At 55.2% G+C, this 20686-nt stretch carries 16 protein-coding genes; 6 read left to right on the top strand and 10 right to left on the bottom strand.

All coding sequences use genetic code 11. The features are described from left to right. Positions 1-282: 282 nt before the first annotated feature. The 3 genes from RBB80_RS02655 to RBB80_RS02645 all read right to left on the bottom strand — a co-directional run bounded on the left by RBB80_RS02655 (position 283) and on the right by RBB80_RS02645 (position 5066). On the bottom strand, positions 283-768 hold the full coding sequence (locus RBB80_RS02655) for a hypothetical protein (RefSeq protein ID WP_433966790.1): 486 nt from the start codon (positions 766-768) through the stop codon (positions 283-285). Between the two features lie 40 nt (positions 769-808). After that, positions 809-3814, bottom strand: coding sequence for a hypothetical protein (locus RBB80_RS02650; RefSeq protein WP_433966789.1), 3006 nt, complete (start codon positions 3812-3814; stop codon positions 809-811). A 385-nt stretch (positions 3815-4199) separates the two neighbouring features. Further along, complete coding sequence (locus RBB80_RS02645) at positions 4200-5066, bottom strand: lipase family protein (RefSeq protein ID WP_433966788.1); 867 nt, start codon at positions 5064-5066, stop codon at positions 4200-4202. 471 nt (positions 5067-5537) lie between these two features. Between RBB80_RS02645 and RBB80_RS02640 the strand changes: the two genes are divergently transcribed. Together RBB80_RS02640 and RBB80_RS02635 are read left to right on the top strand one after the other, a co-directional pair. Next, positions 5538-5675: an SOS response-associated peptidase family protein gene (locus tag RBB80_RS02640; protein ID WP_433966787.1), complete on the top strand. Its 138-nt coding sequence runs from the start codon at positions 5538-5540 to the stop codon at positions 5673-5675. A gap of 54 nt (positions 5676-5729) precedes the next feature. Next, entirely contained in the window at positions 5730-6353 is a 624-nt protein-coding gene (locus RBB80_RS02635; RefSeq protein ID WP_433966786.1) for a hypothetical protein, read from the top strand. A 1105-nt stretch (positions 6354-7458) separates the two neighbouring features. Here RBB80_RS02635 and RBB80_RS02630 read toward each other — a convergent pair. Then, positions 7459-8442 (bottom strand): transposase, encoded by a 984-nt coding sequence (locus RBB80_RS02630; protein WP_433964555.1) that lies wholly within the window; start codon positions 8440-8442, stop codon positions 7459-7461. A gap of 309 nt (positions 8443-8751) precedes the next feature. Here RBB80_RS02630 and RBB80_RS02625 point away from each other — a divergent pair, with 309 nt between their 5' ends. After that, complete coding sequence (locus RBB80_RS02625; RefSeq protein WP_433966785.1) at positions 8752-10242, top strand: M20/M25/M40 family metallo-hydrolase; 1491 nt, start codon at positions 8752-8754, stop codon at positions 10240-10242. A gap of 323 nt (positions 10243-10565) precedes the next feature. Here the strand turns inward: RBB80_RS02625 and RBB80_RS02620 are convergent, their stop codons facing one another. From RBB80_RS02620 to RBB80_RS02595, 6 genes are all read right to left on the bottom strand, one after another. Beyond that, a complete protein-coding gene (locus RBB80_RS02620; RefSeq protein ID WP_433966784.1) occupies positions 10566-10901 on the bottom strand; it encodes a hypothetical protein in 336 nt (111 codons plus the stop codon). A gap of 39 nt (positions 10902-10940) precedes the next feature. Beyond that, positions 10941-12785: an MGH1-like glycoside hydrolase domain-containing protein gene (locus RBB80_RS02615; RefSeq protein WP_433966783.1), complete on the bottom strand. Its 1845-nt coding sequence runs from the start codon at positions 12783-12785 to the stop codon at positions 10941-10943. A gap of 613 nt (positions 12786-13398) precedes the next feature. Next, on the bottom strand, positions 13399-13884 hold the full coding sequence (locus RBB80_RS02610) for a hypothetical protein (RefSeq protein ID WP_433966782.1): 486 nt from the start codon (positions 13882-13884) through the stop codon (positions 13399-13401). Positions 13885-14073: 189 nt separating this feature from the next. After that, positions 14074-15108, bottom strand: a complete 1035-nt coding sequence (locus RBB80_RS02605; RefSeq protein ID WP_433966781.1) for an NAD-dependent epimerase/dehydratase family protein — start codon at positions 15106-15108, stop codon at positions 14074-14076. 346 nt (positions 15109-15454) lie between these two features. Further along, positions 15455-15736: a hypothetical protein gene (locus RBB80_RS02600; RefSeq protein WP_433966780.1), complete on the bottom strand. Its 282-nt coding sequence runs from the start codon at positions 15734-15736 to the stop codon at positions 15455-15457. A 530-nt stretch (positions 15737-16266) separates the two neighbouring features. Then, positions 16267-16542 (bottom strand): CheR family methyltransferase, encoded by a 276-nt coding sequence (locus RBB80_RS02595; protein ID WP_433966779.1) that lies wholly within the window; start codon positions 16540-16542, stop codon positions 16267-16269. Between the two features lie 379 nt (positions 16543-16921). On the opposite strand from RBB80_RS02595, the gene RBB80_RS02590 reads away from it, so the two are divergent. From RBB80_RS02590 to RBB80_RS02580, 3 genes are all read left to right on the top strand, one after another. Further along, the gene (locus tag RBB80_RS02590) at positions 16922-19171 is read left to right on the top strand and encodes a winged helix-turn-helix domain-containing protein (protein WP_433970062.1); all 2250 of its coding nucleotides are present in this window, start codon (positions 16922-16924) and stop codon (positions 19169-19171) included. Positions 19172-19805: 634 nt separating this feature from the next. Further along, complete coding sequence (locus RBB80_RS02585; protein WP_433966778.1) at positions 19806-20048, top strand: hypothetical protein; 243 nt, start codon at positions 19806-19808, stop codon at positions 20046-20048. Next, the gene (locus RBB80_RS02580; RefSeq protein ID WP_433966777.1) at positions 20012-20629 is read left to right on the top strand and encodes a class I SAM-dependent methyltransferase; all 618 of its coding nucleotides are present in this window, start codon (positions 20012-20014) and stop codon (positions 20627-20629) included. The genes RBB80_RS02585 and RBB80_RS02580 overlap by 37 nt, the downstream gene beginning before the upstream one ends. Positions 20630-20686 lie beyond the last annotated feature (57 nt).

Genomic DNA, 20686 nt, shown 5'->3' with positions numbered 1-20686 from the left:
CGGCAAACTGCGTGCCCTCGAAGTCGCACAACGCAACGGCGGGACTGGTAGACCCACTGCATTCGCTAGTATGCAGCCACCAATCTCTGCGAAAATAGTCTCATTGCTTTCATGACCTTTGATGAAGTAAGACCGTCCGTTGTCACCTTCCGCCCGGCGGGGAGAAGTGCTGTAGACCAATCCCTTAGGTGCAACTACGGGTTCGTCAATTGTCAAAAGCGTGGTGCGGGAGTAAGAAAATTGCACGCCAGATTCCCCCGGAGTTCCCTATGTTGCGGATTCTTATGATCGATATAGGCTCGGCCAGTCTAGCAGGTACATTTCGATGTGTGGGCAGATGGGAGAAAAACCAGCCTGCCGAACCTGTTCAGCCTCGTCTGAGACTGCGCAGTTTGGCTTGGGTAGGCGCACCGCGGGTTTCAGACACTCTCCATCGAAATGGCCGTGCCTGCAATTAAGAACGTTTCCCCGCCGGAATATGCAGATCGAGCCAGCCCCCACGATCTCATCGTCCTGAATAATGTGCTGTCCTAACCGTCGATAGCTCTCAAACTCTGACTCCGTAAAGAACTGATTCAGGGTCGTCTCATTCGGAAACGTCGGATGTTGGTTGCGGAAGTTCAGCATATCGGCAGGTTCGTCTCCAGTCAGCGAAGACTTGATGTAAAGAATGTGACCAGGATGCCCTGGGTCTTCTGGATACGTAACCGTTCCAATTACAGCGTGCGTCGTATTATTCGGATAATCGCGGAACGAATTGAGCCCCATGCGTTGTCCAGGCGTAGGCTGACTGCGTAAGATCTCCCCACTAATACCCGCCGGATCGACTTTCGAAACCGACGCCGTGATATTGAAGCTCTCCGGAGCAGGCGGCGCTGGGGGATCTGCTCCCTGTCTTTCGCATCATCGTCCACACCCCCAACTCCACCTCAACCCCAAAGTCGAGACGCGCCTTCCGTATCGCCATCCCAATGCCTTCAAAGTGAAGCTGGCCGTCGGCCTCTGAATCGCACACAACGATCGTACGGCAGCGCCTGCGAATCAGCTCATACAGCCCCATATTGTCGAAGTGGCCACCATCCGTCAGGTAGATGAAAGATGCAGTATCGTTAGCGCGGCCCATCAACTCATCAAACAGGCGCAGCGGCCCAAAGCGCGGCACGGAGGGAAGGTGGGCCGGGTTAGCCGACGCGATCACCCGGCGACGCGTATTGCGGAGCCACCAGCCTAGGCGCACATTGAAAACCGTCAACAGAAACGCAATTGCCGAGTTCGTGTGATAACCCATGTTGGGGCTCGCCGCAGCACCGGAAATTGCGACTGCCGTGGCCAAAGACACCCCTCCCTGATCGGTGTAGACATACTCAGCGGTAGGAACGAATCCGTTAAATTGGGTGTTTGCGTTTCGTCCCGCGGTCCAGCCAACGTTGAAACCCGAGAACAGCGGCGTGAAAGCGAACGACGCAGCCTTTCGCTCCTGGTAGGCAAGATCCTCACCTGTTGTCAGATTAATCGAGGTGCAGATAATGGGGAAGGGCCCTGCATACGTCCCCTTAGTGCCAGCATGTTCCATCCCCTCCAACACGCTCCACGAGTCTGGGAGCAATGAGGTCATCAAAAGCTCACGATCACTAGTGTCGAATCCAGTAAAATGGTTTGGTTGGCGAGTCGAGTTTGAAGCGCCCGCATAACAACGCGCTAAGCGGTCGCGATAAAAAGTGTGCATAGAAAAGTCGTTGATGTCGACACGCCAGCCAAACAACAAAAATACGGTCAACGCCACCAGGCCTGAGATACAAACCACGTGGAGACTGGCGGGCTGAATATATGGCGTAGGAACGGACGAGATGCTCCAACTCGTTAGCTTCGCGATTAAAATCAGCAATCCCGCGATGAAGACCGGCGGGGCGATCGTAGCGACGAGCTCGACCCATGAGATCCCCTTCTTCGTGCTGTCGTCGCTATCGGTCGTCTTACCTTTGCTATTGGCTGACCGTCCGGCAAGCACTCCGCCAACCGTTGTCACCAGCCATCCACTCCACACCGCATACTTAGCCACTGCCATCCGTGCGATCGCGTCAAATAACTCCGCACCCAGAAGAGAGAAGGCGGTAAGCAGCAGCCAACCTGCGCCCGTAAGAAAGCTCGCAGCACGCAGCCGCGCCATCCATTCGCGCTGCTCGTCACGCATGTCGTTGCCGATCAGCCCGGAGCCGAGCGCGAGCGTAATAAATGGAATACCAAATAGAAGCGGAGGCAGAATAATTACACCAAGCGACGAGATCAACTCTGGTCGTATGCTGAAAGATGCCGCATAAAAAAGCGTTCGGACACCGAAAAGCAAAAGCCACGCGAATGCTATTCCTACGAAGAGAAGTGAAATCCTGCCAAGGGCGGGAGCCTTGTTCGCCGCAAGGCTCAGAAGAAAGAGCAGTAGGGCATTACCGAGGACAAACGCGATCCGCGTAAACGGAAAAGACGTTTGTCTTGTGAACCAAGAGGGAAGCGCAGATGGAAGAAACGAGGATGCCTTCAACGGATGAGGAAGAAACGACGCAGGGCGTTGCTCCCAGTGGCTGCGAAGCCCGGAGATAGGTTCGGCCTCGCGGGCGTCCGTGTCGATCTTCATAACGCTGCTATTGGCCCCCGCAGTGTCCTCAAAATGAGCCGTGTAATGGACGTGCGATTGCTTCTCCATAGGAGCGAACACCGGGTTCACCACGGGCGTCGGAGTATAGAAGTAACTGAACTCGCCTGGAAGACTAGAACGATAAACTGCAGGTGCCGCAATGACCGCGGCAATAAAAAGAGACATCATGGCTATAAAGATCTTGGAAAACCCCGGATTAGTATCGTTACTTTCGCCGCAGTTGCATAGCCATTTCCGGACAAAAAATCCAGGAATTAGGACGCAGGACATCGTTACGACCGCTACGATGATGTCGAATACGTGACAGGGAGATGGTTGAGAGTTCTTCTCAATGATCCATCGAGTGATCGGGGTGTGTGGCAGCAAAAGCAAAAAAACAAAGGCGCTCAAAATGATGACGAAGTTGAGAATTGTATTGCGCAGCCATACCGCCAGTATCGTCCACGTATCGAGTCCCGTCAGACCTTTGCGCGGTGCGAGATAGTTGCTAAATCGGCGCAGCCAGCGTAGCGGCTCCGAGACAACAGTGGCGTAACCAGCGTTGCCGAATGGATGTTCGCCAACTGCACTTGGGGCATTGGGAATAGGATGAAGAAAGTCCTGCACATCATCAAGAGCCGTTCGCTCCTTCACTTTATCGACAGTCTGAAATATTTCTGGGTGGAAGACAGCGTTGTGGCTTAGCTTCCGATTGTGAATCCAGTTAGCCAGAAACTGATGGATATACCCTCCACCGGAGACGCTGGAGAGGTACGTGAAGTTGGAAAGTCGATGATGCTGTGAAAGCCCCTGAAGAATGCCAAGGTTGAAGGTCGCGCTGCGAATGCCACCACCCGAAAAGCAGAGCCCCGTCGCCGAACGTTTGCCTGCGCAGGTGTAGGCGTCGTCACTCCCTGGCTTCCAATAGCCCTGCGCCTCGAGCTCGCGTTCTAGAAGCCACTTGCTCGGCGTGTACTCGGAAATAACAGCCAGCTTCGCCTGTGCGTCGGGGCTCTGTTTCAGCAAAGCCGCCAGCACGTCCGGCTCTACCTTGCTGGAGGCTTGCAGCCCCGTAAATAGCGCATTGATTTCGGCGCGAACATTGAAGGGATCATCTACCTTATCGGCGATAAGGCTACAAAGAACTTCAGCGAGGCGTTGGCAATAGCTCAGATTGGTGTCCATGACTCCCTATGCCGATCTTTGTTTAGAATGTATGGGTCTAAAGTTCGGTTCTGCCAAACGCCTCCTCGTCCTCATACCAAAAGAATGCAACCTAGTTGGCGAGAGCACAGCACGCGAAAATTAGGGCATGATGCATACGCAATTCTGTGACCTATCTGTCATTTTGACAATCCAATTCTTGAATTGCAGTACAACACCCGTCATGTTGATATTGCTTATTCAGTCTGAGGTGAGGTTGGAGCCGTGCAAAAGTTGCCTGTAACCGTTCTTTGGCGGCCCTCTACACCAATGAACCGTCAACCGGACGAGCTTCTGACAGGACTACGTCCCGTTTACAGAGGGTGTTGAATTCGGTCTCTGAGGTTCGGATGCTGTCTCGTCATTTTCACTTTAGCGCTTCTACATAGTTGATAGGTGCATGATCCGCGAGTTCGCGAACGGCTACATTTCCGCTGATCCAACTGTATTTCAAGATGTAGTCGGTAGAGGCGTGAAGCCGGTCGTCGAGTATGAAGGCGTCGGTTGGATTTTCCTGCAGATTGCGATCGCGGTCGATGTAGGACGGGTTGCCGAAGTGTTTATAAGGGTCAGTTAAAAATAGGTTCTCTGGTGGCACGCGAGTGACTATGTCGCAACAATCCACGAAACGGCGGAAGCTAACGCCTGCGAGAGTATTAACAAAATCGTTGTCGCCTACACGCGGAGATCCAATCGTGTAGAGATAGTCGGGTTTTCGTAGGCTGGCCAGGAGGGTCGCCATGGCTGCTCCCAGGCTGTGTCCTGTGTAGAAGGTCTTATAGTTGAGATCATCTATCGCTGCCAGAAGGTCATCCTGCACGTGCGCCAAGGCGTGAGCGAACCCGGCATGCACTCTTCCGCCGGGTTTCCAGGGAATTTGAAGCGCATACGCATCGTCGTACAGATCGGTTGGATCGGAAGCATCCGTGCCCCGGAACGCCACTATTGCGACTTTCCTGGCGGGGTCTGAGGCGAGGAAGCAGTGTGTGCCACTTCCGTCGGGCGTGCCCTTGCTCTCGAAGAATTGGCCGGCGGTGAATCCTTGGCTCTTCAATATGCCGGTTATCTGGTCTCTGTCGAACCCAAATGCCGGTTCCTTTCGGCAGTATGCCAACCTGGCCATCTCGGCACATACGGCTTCATACTTGTCAGAAAGGATGTTGGAGAAGAAGTTGCCTCTTCGTGCTGGAAAGAAAAGGTCCGCCTTTTTGGGGGAGTACTCGACGTTTGCCATTACGACCTCTCAGTATCGGAGCGACACCGCCGGATCAGAGCTGCACGACCTGAACCGTGTGATCAAATCAGAGCCAAATACAATCACAAGCCCGACGAAGCAGCAATACTACTGGTTTCGATTTACGAGGGTCAAAAGAAGCTAAGGAGACACCCAAGACCTAGTCGTGATACGCGCTGGGCGCACTCTTCCCCATTCCCCCTCGGTTCGAATCCTAATCGCCATCCATACCGAGTGCTGCCGTTAGTACCGTTCGAGACGTTTTTCAGGCATCCTAGAGTGTGGGCGGTTGCTGAGGCACCCGGGTCATCCCGGTACATGTCGACTTGCCTGATCGCATCCGGGGCAGGGAATATGCGGTGTTAGGTTGTAGCGACAGATAGACGGTTCGTGGTACTCGACTCTCTCAGATCGATTGTGTCCGGAATTCTCCCATTCCTTCGCTCGTCACGATTCAGCTGGTACGTCCTTATGCACACTATTCACAACCGTATGCCCGTCATCCTGCCGCGGGCTGACTATGCGCGATGGCTGGCACCTGTTGACGCATCCTGGCTCCCAATAGACCTCTTGCGCCCTTCCAATAAGGAGATGGCTGCATGGAGGTAGGGATGGCAGTCGGAAGCATACGGAACGTGGGGCCGGAGTTGTGCGAGCCTTGGAGTGAAAATACATCTGACCTGTTCAGTGTTGGAGGGGTTCTTGGTTAGTCGAGGGAAGTCTGCCAAAGCCGCAACAGAAAAAGCCAAGTTTGCCGGGTTGATGACGTTCTTGGCAATCTTGGGTGGAGTGACGGGTGTGGTCTCGATAGGACTAACCCTGTGGTTCGCCTACACGGGAGGCAACCTGCGGTCACCAAGTCTTGAGTTTGGCTTTGGAGCACAAAAAGCTTTATTCGGAGGCGATCTTCGTAAAACGGGTCTATCAAAGAACGGTCCTGTCCAATATCTCGTAATCGGCTCAACACAAGCCGAGAACAACCAACGTTCTCTTTTCTTGGTCCCGTTCTATCTCAAGAACTCCGGCTCTCGATCTCTTCACGATGTTATGGTCCGAATGACTTATCCAGGGCGGGTCTTCCCACCATTCAGCAAAATTAGCATTGACCAGAATCACGTTTTCATGCCCAACCCTGAATATGCAAAGTTTAGGACAAGAACGGTGGTGGGAGATAGCGAAGTAGTGGAATACACCTTTCCGGTTTTGCGTCCCGGCGAAGGTTATGTTTCTCGGGGATTCCGTATTGCTGGGCGGGCCGTCCTCGATTGCTACTCTTCCTTCAACTAAGGGCGTCGACATAAGGCATTTGGCTTTTCCAGCAAGGCTTCGGGAACAGGTTGATCTGTTGGACGTCGTTAAGGTTCAGACTTTTGTGGCTGCATCTGAAGCGGCTCCCTATACGACGGACCTAACAATCGTTTGGGCGAAAGACGATGTAGGGCAGGACAATATGCCTGTCTTAGGTGACCGTGTTGCAAGCGCCGCTTGGGGAGTCTACAGACCAAAACCTGGTCTCCACTTTAGGTGGTTCTGGAAGCGCGACGAGTTCGTAACTGGCTTCTTCGAGTTGGAATACGCGCCATTGAAGAAGGGGTCGATGAGAACGGAAACACGGTATATGTTCAGCAAGTCGATGACTCCACGTTGCAGTCGTTTTCAACTGCGATGCCCTCGTGGGATTTCTGGGGTCTAAACGCTGACAACGAACCCCGGCTTTCTAGGTAGCGACAATTCCTGCTCTTCTGTCACTAGCGCACATGAGACAAGAGCCAGAACTCAATAGCTACCGAATGCAGGAAAGCCATTTTGCTGATTAGCGGTAAGTCCTCCGCTTGGAAGCGGTCTCGATTGCCAAATCCAGCGGTCAGCGGCGGCATGGCGACTCCGGTCGGAGCAACAGGCGGTAAGGTGCGGTTTGCCCGTGATCCGACAGCAACCCGAAATTTGGAGTTCTTCAACGAAGATCAATGAGTTCTATAAAAAGGGATGTCAAGAAAAAGTTTCTCCCTCGACCGGACGCCGAGAAGATTTTTGTCTCGAGATCCAGCCCACTGCCTGTGAACGTGCCCCTCGATTCGCTCGAGAGGTTTGTCTTGGCTTGTTTGCCATTCCGTGGCTTGCATCTTCCGGTGGTGACGACGCCAATCGAGTCTTAGACTTGGGCAAGCGGACCTGGTATTTGAATGTCAACCATGGTTCTATTTGAGGCTCGTGGCCTATCGCTATTTCTGGTTATCCGAGGAGGCATAGCGTGCATTAGTGACTCGGTGCCGAAGCACACAAGGCCGAACTCATTGACTGATACTCACCTCGAACCGAGCGTCTCGAGAACCCGACCGACCACCACCTAAGAGAATGGCCGGAGATGGAAAGGCCTCCTTATCAGAGACGCTCAAGCTTCTTGCCGATGCAATTGTGTGGCGTCGAAATCCACTCCTTTCTTCCAAATCGTTAGAGTGATGCTGGCAATCTTGCGTGCCAGGGTGAGACGCGCCATCGTCGGTCGCATTCCTTTTTCAAGAAGAGCAACATAGAAATCGTACAGGGGGCCAGGGTGAGTGCTAGCGGAGATCGCAGCCCCTTTGAAGAGATTCTTCACATCGGGATTATGGTTGTTACTCAGGCCACGCACGGTCATGCGCTCCCGGTTTCGTTGCAGTTTCCCTCGGACGTAGCGATACTCGCCGCTGTCGTGGGTCTCCAGCGCGAAACCACTGTAAGCCCACAGCTGGCGCTTGCTACGGAAACGGTGGGGCGTCTGCAGCTGCGCAACCAGCAAGGCTGCACGAATCGGACCGATCGAAGGAATCTGGCGAAGCAATTTCACGGCATGATGCTTGCGGCTCTCGGTCAGCAAGTCGCGTCGCGCTTGCTGACGCACTGGTTGCAGCAGATCCAGTTGCTGATAGAGCCGTTCGGCCCGGAGACGAACTCCGGGTTCCGGGATCTTGTCTAACCATTCTGTGCGATGCCGCGGTGCATAGACGCTGGTACCGCTACAGGGAATGGCCCAGCTTCGGTAGAGGGCTTTGATCCGATTCATGACTCGTGTGAGATCCTTCGTAATGGTTAGGTAGCTGCGACCTAATTCTTTTATGGTGCGCATCCCGTGCTCGCCATGGTAAACCGACGTGAGCTGGTTGCCACGCAGCAGCTCCGCCAGCTTTCGCGCATCGATTCGGTCACTCTTGCTGCCGTCTTTCAACAGGGCGTTCTTGCGCGGATCGCAGACCACGAGATGGGTGACGTGAGGTTTCAGCAGGTCATGTAACCAGGCCGCAGAGACTCCTTCTTCGAAGGTCACCGATAAACTTCCGTGTAGCCCTTGGAGGAACTCAAGGATCGTGGCCGCTTTCGTCTCCAGAATACTTTCCATGATCAACTTCCCCGGGAATCTGTGACTGCAGCCGAGATCGTTGCTTGGTGGACGTCCATGCCGATATATTTCTCTTGGCTCATAACGCCGCTCCTTTCGGTAGGTGGTGATACGAATAACCACAACCTACAGCAAAGTGGGCGCCTTTTATATTGCGTACATTGGCGATTTCGAATCATTCCAGAAACCAGCGCCGAATTTCGGGCCGACGTCCTCTTTGGACCTCGGCCAAGAGGTTTTAGAGTTTCTGGACATCGGCTTCCAAAATCCCGTCTTATCCCTCGTTGAGAATTCAATACATTAAGATGGGTGCGTGAAAAGATGGGCTGCTGCTCATGTCTGGTTTCCGCTGGCGCTGATTGCGATCAAGCTCCGGGACAAATTGCGCCGGACGGCGACCCAATTGCTGTCGAGCTTGCGACGGTGCGCGAGGCTGCCTCCAGAATCGATGCTATGCCGACATTGACTCAACTTACCGACCAGACCGGGCCAAGGTTGACCGCGAGCCGTTGCGCACATGAGGCCGAGGAGATTGTGCTGGCACGGATGCGCACCATCGGCCTGGAGAATGTCCATGCAGAGCCATGGACGTTGCCGCGCGGTTGGGAGCGCGGTTCCGCTGAAGCTGAATTGATAGCCCCATACCGGCTCCCGATCCCCGTAGCCGCTTACGGCTGGACCGGTTCGACGCCTGCGCATCACGGGGCGGTTCCAGTTGTGCTGCTGAATGCAAACGAGGTTGAAGCCCACCTCCAAGATCTGGTCCGAAGCCAGGGTCCCAGTTGGAAGGGCAAGGTGCTGTTGCTTTCTTCGAAGGCAGACAAACCGGTGCACGCCTATGCAGAGCTACTTCCCCTGTTGCGGGCTGCTACCGCCGCGCATGCGGTCGCCGTGTTTCGGCACGACACCCGACCGGGGAACGGCCTCGTACACTCGGAACCAGTTGCGGTCGAGCTTCCCGATCCCGATCCAAACCTCATTCCTGCGCTCGATCTTCCGGTTGAGCATCAACTGCTGCTCGAGCGTTTACTCCGAGCCAATCAACCTGTGCGCGTATCGGTCAATGTGCTCAATCACTTTACGCCGGGGCCCGTAATTTCGCGAAATATCGTGGGGGAGATACCCGGCACAGTCCATCCCGATCAGGTCATTTTGATTGGAGCGCACCTGGACTCCTGGGATCTCGGCACGGGTGCTACCGACGACGGCTTTGGAGTTGTTGCTGTGCTTGGCGCCGCGGAGGCCATCCTTCAGTCGGGGCTTCATCCTAATCGCACACTGCGCTTCGTTCTCTTCACCGGCGAGGAGCAAGGTCTGCTGGGCTCACGGGCCTACGTGCGTGAACATCAACGTGAACTCCACGATATCGGTGCGGCACTCGCGCTGGATTGGGGAGCTGGACCGATTACGATGCTACCCACCGCAGGTCACGCGGAGCTGATTCCCATGCTCACGCGCCTGAATGCGCTCGCACCCGAGCTACACCTGGACACTCCGAAGAACGGTTGGTTGTTCATGACGGATGCCTTTGCCTTTACTCTTGCGGGAATTCCCGGCATTGCTCCGCTCGTTGATGATCCGCGTTACTCCGAACAGGGGCATTCGGCAGAGGATACTTTGGATAAAGTGAGTCTGGCCGACCTCCGTCAGTCCACGGCCGTACTGGCCGTCAGCGGTTTTTATCTCGCGGAAGTGCCGGACTTGCCCAGCATTCATTTTTCGCCGGAGCAGACTGCCGCATCCCTCATTGCCGGGAAGCAAAGGTCGATTCTGGAAGCATTAGGTCTCTGGCCTTTCTAGGCGGATTTCCTGTTTTGGCGCCCACAGGGTAATGCATTGATCGACAAGCGCAAAAGACTCATGCCCGGGTTACTCCCGGGTGGTCGGCAACTCGTCAAATAACCCGCCGCCCCGACCGTTCGGACCGGAAGGCAACCGTAAGGTACGGTTTGCCCGTCATCCAGGAGCAACGGCCTGAGGTCAATCGCTGAATCAGACAGCATGAACGCCACAGCCCTCCAAGCTACCCGAGGAGTGAGTCGCCAACAGCCTGGTGTAAAAATGCTCGAAATGGTTCCCGGACATCGTTTTGGAGTTGTTGCTAGCATCTGGTTATGTCCATCTCAGGGGATGCTCAAGTGCGTGTTGCCTGTCGGAATATCGCGCTCAAGCGAGGCAGGAGCAATCCCATCCTTGCCTGTTCTGGACTGTGTCCAGCTGAGATGAAACATGGGGCCTGCATTACGTAAATCCAAAGTGAAGTGTCCGTTCTCTGAATGCCAGCTAAAATCAACAACGCTGTTGCCGACGCGGACATGTTCGACATGCAATAAATGCCAAGAGGTAGGGACCTGCGGCTCGAAGTGCAGCACGTTCTTCCGTCCTTCGGATTCCAGCCCCAGCATGCCGTGAATCGCTGCGGAAAGAAATGCTGATGAGGACCAGGTCTGTTCCGGCACAGATTCGCGCTGCGGCGTAAAAAACTGCCGGACATCACTTCATGCATGTGACCAAGTGAATCGACTGACTCCCAAGGCACGAGACTCTGCCACAAAGTGTTTGCAGTGTCTGGCCGATGAGCCCGCCACATCATCTCGGCCGCCCCAGCCGTACTGAAGGGCCCACACACTCCCTTTCGCATATCCGGTCGGATCGTAATCCGGAGCCGTGGTTGGCTTACTGCGTAATCCCCACGGAGTCAAATAAGGTGGGGTCGCAAGCAGGTCCAGAGTTGCTGATGTCTGTTCCGGTGTCGAAGCGCCGGAAGCAATAGCCGCCAGATCCGCTGCGGACGTCCTCTCCGTCGCCGTCCCGGAGCGGGTAAAGCCGCTAACCCAGCGCCGCGCAGTGGAATCCCAGTATCGCGATCGGATGCTCTCCCGGGCGCGGAGACTCGCAGACTCCGCCTGCCGACTCAGTGCCTCATCGTGCATTGACGCAGCAAGTTCAGACATGGCATGGGCTGCACTCACCCAGGATGCGGAGAGTGTCAGTTCGTCTGTGAGGCGATCCTGCTCGTTACCGCTCATCTTGCCCGCCGGTACACGCGGCAGGCCGTCGCTTTTATCCAGCGTGGAGAGACAGTATTGATACGCTTTCAAGGTTGCGGGCCAATGCCGGGAGAGGAAAGCTTGATCCCCGCTGATCCGGTCGTATTCGGCAAGCTCCGTCAGAAAATCGAAGGTTATGTCGACGTGAACATACATGTAAGGATAGTCCTTCGCCCAGTTTATAAAGCCTGCACTTTGAGAGATCTCGTGCCACATCATGCCGTCTTCCGGCTTTTGATACCGGTAGAGAAAGTCGAGTTCGTCAGCGGCCCGCTTGTAGTTACCCTCATGCAACAGCGCCTCCGCTGCCAACAGACCATCTCCAGCGAAGGGCCAGGCGTACTGTGGACGGCGCGAACTGTGCGAAGGCCCATAGCCGGCGACCACAGCGCAGCCGAGACGCGCATTGCACGTCCAGGCCTGCTCCAGGGCTATCTGCGCCCACTGGATCGCACGATTCGCCTCCGCATCAGGCGTAGTGACCTTTACGATCTCCGACGAGCTAAAGCGCTTCCCGTCGTCAATCGCAGAATCCTCGGACACACGCAGCAAAGAAGCTGCTGTCGCATGCACCTCATCCTCCTTTTCACTTTGTCCCGCAAACACCAGCGTCGCGCATTGGCCGCCAGCACAAGGTTTCGGTTCGAGTGTGAGAGTGGTGGAACGATTGAAATCGCTACCGCGGCGATCATTGTTTATTTCACTGTGCTCTGTTGCCTCGGGTGACGAAATGAGTGCTCGGAACTGCTGCGTGGGTTCGCTCAAAAGGAAGCCTCGCGCATCCTGATCCCACGAGGTTTCCTGCCCGCCGATGCCAGCTGGCCACATCAAATTGAGCGACGGCTGAAAGTGAACTTGAATATGAAGATCACTGCGGCCTTCCACGGTAAAACGGACGAGAACACCTGGGTCCTTCGCGTGTGTCGTAATTCGTTCACGCACGCGGAAGGCCGGTGCAGTGTAGATACGAGTCACGCCGAGGGGATCGACCTCGACCGACGTGAGTATACTGATCGCAGAAATAGAGGGAGCTTTTGGCAGCACGAAGCTCAGGTGATATCCGGATACGAGCTGTAAGGGGAAACTCCAGAATTCCAGACCATCTTCAGAGTACCCGCCAGCGAAGCCTCGAATCCCGTGCGCCGAGATATACCTGTTGGGCTGCGTCAGAGTAGTCGACCACACTGGAAGGTCGGACGCAGCCTCCGGCTTGGTCGCCGATGCTGCCGAATGACTCTCTTGTGCAGAATTGAAGCTGCTGAGCAGGAGGAGGGTTATGAGTAAGCGAAGCATGGAGTCTCCTAATATCGTTGGGGCGAGTCCTGTGACTCGTGAGCGGCGTGTACCAAATTATCCCCGGTTCATTGCATGTACAAGCATGCTTGAATAAGGCGGAATCATGAGTGAACAGGTCCATCCCTACTGCCCTTGCCCCTATTACGCGGCGAATGCCCTGCCCAGAAACATATCCAGGCTAGGCGAAGACGCCTTCTCCCGCACGGGATTAGCCCGATTACCTTGGTTTCCTGCTCATGACGGTGAATCGAAACCCTGGCGTGCGGCCTCGAGGCGGCTGAGATTTATGCTGCTGGACCCCAGCACAGTCACACGACTGGTAGAGAAGCTCCGGAGCAAGGGTGGTCACCCATAAGACTCAGGGACGTACCTCTCCGGATGCGAGAATTGGCTTTTCCTGTTCGATTGACTGCACGCTTTGGTCGGTACAGGTAAACGCCCGAGTATCCACAAGGCACAGTTATTCCCGAGTCGTCGGCAACCCTTCCGTTAGGCGCCCGATCAACCAATGTGGACAAGTGCGGGTTGCCCGTCACTCGGAAGAAGCTAGCTATTTTTACACGAGCCTGTTTCGGACGATGCTTAAAGCCTTTGCTGTTCTTTAGTGTGATTAATTCTCAGCTGGTGACGAAAGGACTGTTTCCGCAAGATTCAGCCGATGATTTTCCACTTTGTCATACTGCTGCTGGGCGCGGCTGACGAGCTCTTCGAAGTCAAACTGACGTAGTCGAGAATCGAGCCCGGAGGCCGCATGGAGCGCTTTCCACAGAATTAGTTTCCCATGTATACCGAGAGCAAGAAGTTCCAGCGACTCGAACATCTCGAAATTTGTCGAGCCAGTGTGGCCCAGTTTTACCCGCGCGAATTTCTCGACAAGCCATCCGCCTGCCTGCTTGATCACGCTGGGACTGGCGCCAATCTTCTCTGCGATAGAACGGAGCATGGCGTCGTCAGCTTGAATCTCCGGCAGCAGTGCGCTGGCGAGGTCCCGGAACGTTGGGTCGTCATGCTGATCGCGCATACCTTCGAGGAGCTGAATTGCGACCTGCGCACCGCCCAGGTGGTCGTGTAGGTAAGTGACAAGGGGTTCTGACATGATAGATACCTCGCGTTGCATCAGGACTATCTACAGATCGATGAACTGAAATGCGGCGTTGGGCGTCGGGAGGAATATTAGCGATCGATGATACCAGTGGCAAAGATTGGGATGTGCGGAACAAATCTACACAATTCAACGGACCACAACAAACGATGGGATCAGACTGGATCCAGTCGCCATTTCAACTCACGGCAGGTTGGCGATAGCCGCGTCTTCAGCACTGTAATCAAACCGTTGAGGATTGACGGTGCTTGGCGGGTTTCGCTGCTCCCATGCAATCGTTCGTCGTATCGCTTCGTCGATTTCAACCAGTTCCTCGTAGCCCAGCTCCGTTCGGATGCGCTCGGAATTGACGACCACATGCTGAGCCGCATTGCCGGGTTGCAATAGGTGCTTTGGCGTCTGGCCTCTCGGCAGTACGAGGAACTTCCCAGTCCAGTTCATCTGCTTTGCTATCCTCGTCTGCCACGCGAGTTCTGGCAAGCTTGGCTCTTCACAAATGTTGTAAATACGTCCCGCCACCCGGTCCGATGTTGCAACGAGTGCAATCGCATGCGCAACGTTCTCCACATATCCTCGCGGCCCCCGCCATCCTGCGAGATCCTCGGAATGAAGTATGGAGGATCTCCCATCTGTGATGCGTTTCAGCAGTGGGAAGAATCTATGGAGGGGATCGCCTGGGCCGTACACCATCGGCAGCCTTAAGATGGTCCACGGCACCGCGGGATCGCCCCGTATGGCATCTTCGACCGCGATCTTGTCGTAGTGGTCGTCGAGCCACGTGAAGGTGTTCTGCAGCATCTTCACCGTCTCCGGTGGGTAGAGTCTTCGAGTGGTACGGAGCGGGGAGTCCTCCGTGAGCGGCAACGGATCCAATGGGCCCGCTTCGACCTCGAGCATCACACCCCACGCCCGGTAAACGTCCATGCTGCTGATCGCGACCACCCGCCGCGCAATTTCACGCGCGGTCTCCACTAGTTGCCGAGCCTGGTCGCCCGAGCTCAAAATCAGATCGACGATGACGTCAGGAGAAAATCGGCGCAGCTGACCTTCGTAATCTGAAAGCCGATTCCTGTCCCCCTGGATTTGTACAATTCCAGAGTCGGCAAGACCAACATCGGAGCGGCGGTGAAAAACCGCGACCTCATGTCCGGAACTGAGCAATTCACTCACCAATGGTGAGCCGATGAAACCGTTCCCGCCGATCACAAGGATTCTCATACAAGATTGGATGAACAATTCCGCTGAAACTGCACTGAACTTCACTTACGATGTGCGGACGACGGGCACTTGAAACATTTCAAATGCACACAGACAGTTTATGTCCGATATCGACTACTTCGCGAGTAGTCTGTTCCTGCCAACCATCCGGGTAGCCCGTAATCCGCCCAGAACCCAGAAAATCTGGAAAGTCTTGTGTCCGCACTGTTCGGTGAGTGAGTTGACGATTTGTCACTCCCAAGGCTCGGACGCACTGCTAATCTCCGGATGGCCAACGAACGGGAGACACATTTTGCAGTGGGGTCGATATGATACGGCTATTCTGACTAGCACTGATAACGTCATTCTACGGAGTATTAGACCGCTTTCGATAAGTTGGACACATCGGAGCAATCCCTCGTCGCAGATCCAATCCATACTTATCTGCGAGGTTCTCCTGGTATTCCCCGCATATTGCGTGGCCCATCTCATGGGTGACCGCATAGTCGAGGATACTTCCCGGTGGCAGTCCAAATCTGCGAGCTACCATTGCCTGTCGAGAATTCGCGGTTTCAAAGAGTTCATCTTTCAACACTGTGACGCGAGCGATGAGCTCGCTGAATGCGGGCGATTCCGTGTCCCCGCCCAACTCCTTTATCGTCTGCCTCCAGCGTGCTGAACCTGCGAGCACGAATGTCCACTGGCCCATTCTTTCAGTTGGATATCTTTCGAGAACCTTTGCCAGCAACGCGGCGTTCCTAAGACATTGTGATGGGTCGTAGTCAGTTGTGCAGGAGAAAGCGATAGCGTGCGAGAGAGAGGCGGGACGGTTTGGGAGTTCTATCGGCAGAATCTTAAGTGAGGTCGTTTGCGCATTGAGTGAAGACACACAAAGAAAGATGACAACGGCGAAGATTTTCATGGCGGATACCTCATCGGTTCCGCCTACGTTGCTCCCTTCGACCTGCTACCTCAATGCAAGGCAGATCGCAATGTGTGTCTCAAGAAGATCACCCCCTAAACTTTGTTTTATTACTGAGATAGCGGGGACAGTGAGGCATCGAGCCGCGCTCACAGTGTCCTACGATGATGATCTGTGAACAGATCTGCGACTTACTGTAGCTCCGGCTCGCACGGCTGACGGGCTGCGCCTTTTTCGGTGGCGATACACACTCGCCTTTATCGGGGTCCTACTCGCTGCTGGCGCTGATTGCCAAGCCTTTTGGAATAGATCTTGTTCTTCTTGTTCAGAGGCGTGAACACCTGCGGATAAGAAGCTGCGCTCTCGGCGCTTCCCAACAACAGAAAGCCGGATGGGTTCAAGGCATAGTGCAAGGTCGAGATGATCTTTTCCTGCAGCTCCGGTTGAACATAAATGAGGAAATTCCGCCACGAGATCAGATCCAGGCTCGAAAAGGGGGATCTTTGGCGACATCCTGACGCGCATAGACACATAGATCGCGGACCGCCTTGTTGACCGGATATCTGCCCCCACTTTCGTGAAAAACTTTGCAACGCGCTCCGCTGAGACATTCTTCATTGCGCTGTCGGAGTCACGATGACTTGATTGCTCGATCGTTTATGCTGCAGTGTGAACATTGCGGACATTTTACGAGCCGACCTGTGGAAGCCACAGTCGGATTCCTTGATAGTAGGCCGCAAATATGCCCAGGAGGCGGTCCGATGAGCGTGTCAGCGGGCGCAAAGTAAGAACGCTGGGTGCCATCGTTTCTGCTGTGCATCGCCAGCCGCCCAGCCGCCTGATTCAGCTTTGTCATCCGGAATGCCTTGGGCGTAAACTCGTCTGGAACCGATAGGTGGCCCCTTGCGTGATGTGGCTCAATCCGCGGAGATCCTTCGCTTCGGCCCCTTCGAGGTGGACTTAAGAAGTCAGGAACTGCGAAGGAAGGGCATGCGCATTCGTCTGCCTGCGCAATCCTTTCAGGTTTTGGCAACTCTGCTGAACCGACCGGGAGACTTGGTCACTCGTGAAGACCTGCAGCGGAAGCTCTGGCCAGCCGAAACTTTCGGCGATCTCGACCATGGGCTGAATGCTGCTGTGAACCGTGTCCGCGAGGCGCTCGACGACTCCGCCGAACAGCCCCGATTCATCGAGACCTTACCTCGACGCGGCTACCGTTTCATCTCGCCTGTCGAACGAGATGGCGATGGAGGCGCAAAGACAGCTCTGGAAGCGACCGCGAACGCCGAAGTCGCGCAGGTTGCATCCGGCCAAGTCCACCCTGATGGGACAGAACCCGCGCCTTCCACCTCCGCGGCCAGCACCAGCACCGCTCACCCAGTTAGGGAGTGGTGGAAAAAGCGGCGCTTTGCGGTCGTGTTGGCGCCTTTGCTCCTGCTCCTCAGCGCGGGTGCGTTTTTGTTTCAGCACCTGAAGCAGAATAGACGTTCCGCTCAGTTCGTCCACCCCGAAATCGCCGGGCTCAAGTCCGGACGCAATCAGACACAGCAACGCGGGAATATTCCTAGTGAAGCACCGGAAGATATCAGCGTCATGCCATTGACGGTGCTGCCAGGAAGCGAGTTCTCACCCGCATTCTCCCCGGATGGTAGTCAGATCGCATTCGCGTGGGATGGTGGCAGGAGTGACGGGGCGGGCCGCTTCGACCTGTATGCGAAAGTGATTGGGGCCGAGAGGGTGGAGCAACTCACACATCATCCGGCAGTATGGATCGTGCCTGCCTGGTCGCCCGACGGCCGCAACATCGCCTTTGCTCGGCAAGATGCCGGGGAATCTGGCATCTTCATGGTTTCCGCCCGGGGTGGGCCCGAACGCAAGCTGGCCGATGCCACCTTCTGCAAAAACAGCCCTACCATTTCTCTCAACTGGTCGCCGGACGGTCGCCAGCTACTGTATGCCGGCATAGACGGCATGCACCTCCTGACACCGGAGAACGACGAGACGCGCTCTGTCACCAAGCCGCCCCAGTGCAGTGCAGCGCTTTCTCCCACCTTTTCTCCTGATGGGCAATGGATCGCCTTCAGCTGCTTCTTCGATGTGAGCTATGACATTCACGTTCTTCCTGCAAACGGCGGCACCAGCAAGGTCTTGACCAGGGTGAAGGACGCTCCGTTTCCGCTTGCCTGGTCAGCGGACAGCAAGCGTATTGTTTACTCTGAAAAGTGGAACCTCTTCGAAATCAGCAGCAACGGGGGCAAGCCTCAACAGCTGACGTTCGCGCATGACGCATTTCAACCCGCCATTTCCACGCATGGAGAGCGTCTGGCCTATTCGCAGGGAAAGGTAAATATCAATCTGTGGCGAGCCGATCTGCGCCGTCGGGGCCGAACATCCACAGCGCTGCTGTTCCCGACCTCCCGGGATAATCTACAGCCCGACATATCCCCTGACGGTAAGCGGATCGTCTTCACATCGGAACGTTCCGGGGCGTCTGAGATTTGGGTATCAAATCTGGATGGCAGTGACGCCGTGAAGTTGAGCAACTTCCATTCCCATACTGGCACTCCGCGGTGGTCGCCTGACGGCCAACAAATCGTCTTTGATTCACGCGTATCCGGGGAAGCGGGCCTGTACCTTGTTGATCCAAACATGGCACTACCAAAGCGCATTGCTACGAACGGGCTCGTCGCCAGCGTGCCAAGCTGGTCCATGGATGGAAAATGGATCTATTTCCGGTCCGGTACAAAGGAGGACGAAGGAGGCCTTTACCGGGTCTCTCTACAGGGTGGGAACCCTCAACTGGTGAGTCAGACGCGCGGCTTTAACGTTCAGCAATCGAAGACCGGCAGCACTCTCTACTTCATTGCAGGACAACAGGACGCAGCGATCCACGTCATAAATATCACTACTGGCGAAGAACGACCGCTGGAAGGTATGCCGAGAGTCGGCGTGCCGACGGAGTGGGTCGTGAGTTCCAAGGGCATCTTCTTTGTCGATCGGTCGTCTGCCCAGCCGAGCATTGACTTCTTCGAGTTTGCGTCCGCGCGGGTCACCAAGCGGATACCCCTCCCCGGGAACCGGCTTACTGGGGTGGTCTTGCCCTCGCTCCCGACGAAACCTGGCTGGCATACGCTCAGATTGATCAAAGTGCCAGCGACCTGATGTTGGCAGAGGGTTTCCACTAAACCTGCCGACCTTAACTCTCGCGACCTTTGCGCGTTGTCAGACACAGGACGGCCGTACGGAGGCAGACGCCAAGTGTGCGGCCTTATGGGGTCTCTAAATCGGGAATCTACTTTATGTCCCACTAGAAGGGTAAGACCGACAATAGAGCTGTACGACACCAGAACCCAAAAGATTCTCCCTAATTTTTCTCGCTGGGGAGTGCTACTGCACGTGGCTGTCGAGCGTCCGTTCCTTCGCCTGCGTGACCGCGTCACGCGGCACAGCTTTACATCTGCGCTCGAGAACGAGATGCGCAGGGAGCCCGCACGGTAACCGCTCATATGACTTCGCCGCCTCAGAGCGATCGATAACGTTACCGAGAATGCGCTTGTGGTCACCCAATCAAATCCTAATTTCCGGATGGTCGGCAACCCTTCCGTTACGCGCCCGAACGGCCAACGACGGGTAAGGTGCGGGTTGCCCGTTATCCGCCCAGAACCCAGAAATCCGGAAAGTCTTGTGTCCACACTGTTCGGTGGGTGTTTCTTGGAAAACACCCAAGCAGGTTGCTAATCTGGGTCCGGGTTAGCTAATCCCCACCGGTAGAGCCTAGGCGAGGAGGATCTCTAACATGTCACGGAAAGTAGATCTCTACGATAGTGCGTATGGAAATTATGAGTCGGCTACCTACCGCCAGGTGCGCATCGAGACCTACGGCGAGGATTTTGGGCAAACAAGCTGGGTTACAACGGAAGAATCTAATGCAATCCCCCAACTGCTGGGTCTGAGATCCGATTCGTTTGTGCTGGAACTGGGGTGCGGTTCGGGGGATACGCGTTGCACCTTGCAGAAAAAGTGGGCTGCCGGCTCATAGGGCTGGATATTAATGAACCGGGAGTTCGCAATGCGAACCAGCTTGCGCTGGCAAGAGGTCTCGCTTCCCAGGTACGTTTTGAACAGTGTGACGCCTCGAAGAATCTACCTTTCGACGACAACACCTTTGATGCTGTGTTCTCGAATGACGTTCTGTGCCATCTTTCAGGACGCCCCGAGGTGTTGGTTGAGATGTTTCGCGTACTAAATCCCGGCGGACGGATGCTATTCAGTGACGCTCTGGTAATTGGCGGAATGGTTTCCCACGAAGAGATCGCTACGCGTAGCTCGATCGGCTTTTACGTGTACAGCCCGCCCGGAGAGAATGAACGGCTCATGGAGCGAGCGGAGTTTCGCCACATCCGCGCAAAAGACACAACCGAGAGCGCGGCTCGCATCGCGAAGCAGTGGTATCACGCACGGGAGAAAAGGAAAGAGGAACTGGTCGCAGCCGAAGGCAATACTAACTTCGAGGGACTGCAACGGTTCCTCTCCTGTGTATATATCTTGACGAGCGAAAAGCGTCTGCTGAGGTATCTGTACGTTGCGAGTAAGGAGCCACGACACGATCCCACTCCGTGATTGCATGAAATGTGTCGCAGATACTGAATGCCGCGCTATGTGTCAGTGTGGGCGTAT

This window comes from Tunturiibacter gelidiferens (genome assembly GCF_051013345.1).
Taxonomy (GTDB): Bacteria; Acidobacteriota; Terriglobia; order Terriglobales; family Acidobacteriaceae; genus Edaphobacter; species Edaphobacter gelidiferens_A.
Note: the sequence above shows the minus strand (reverse complement) of the source record. Positions and strands in the feature narration are given on the sequence as shown.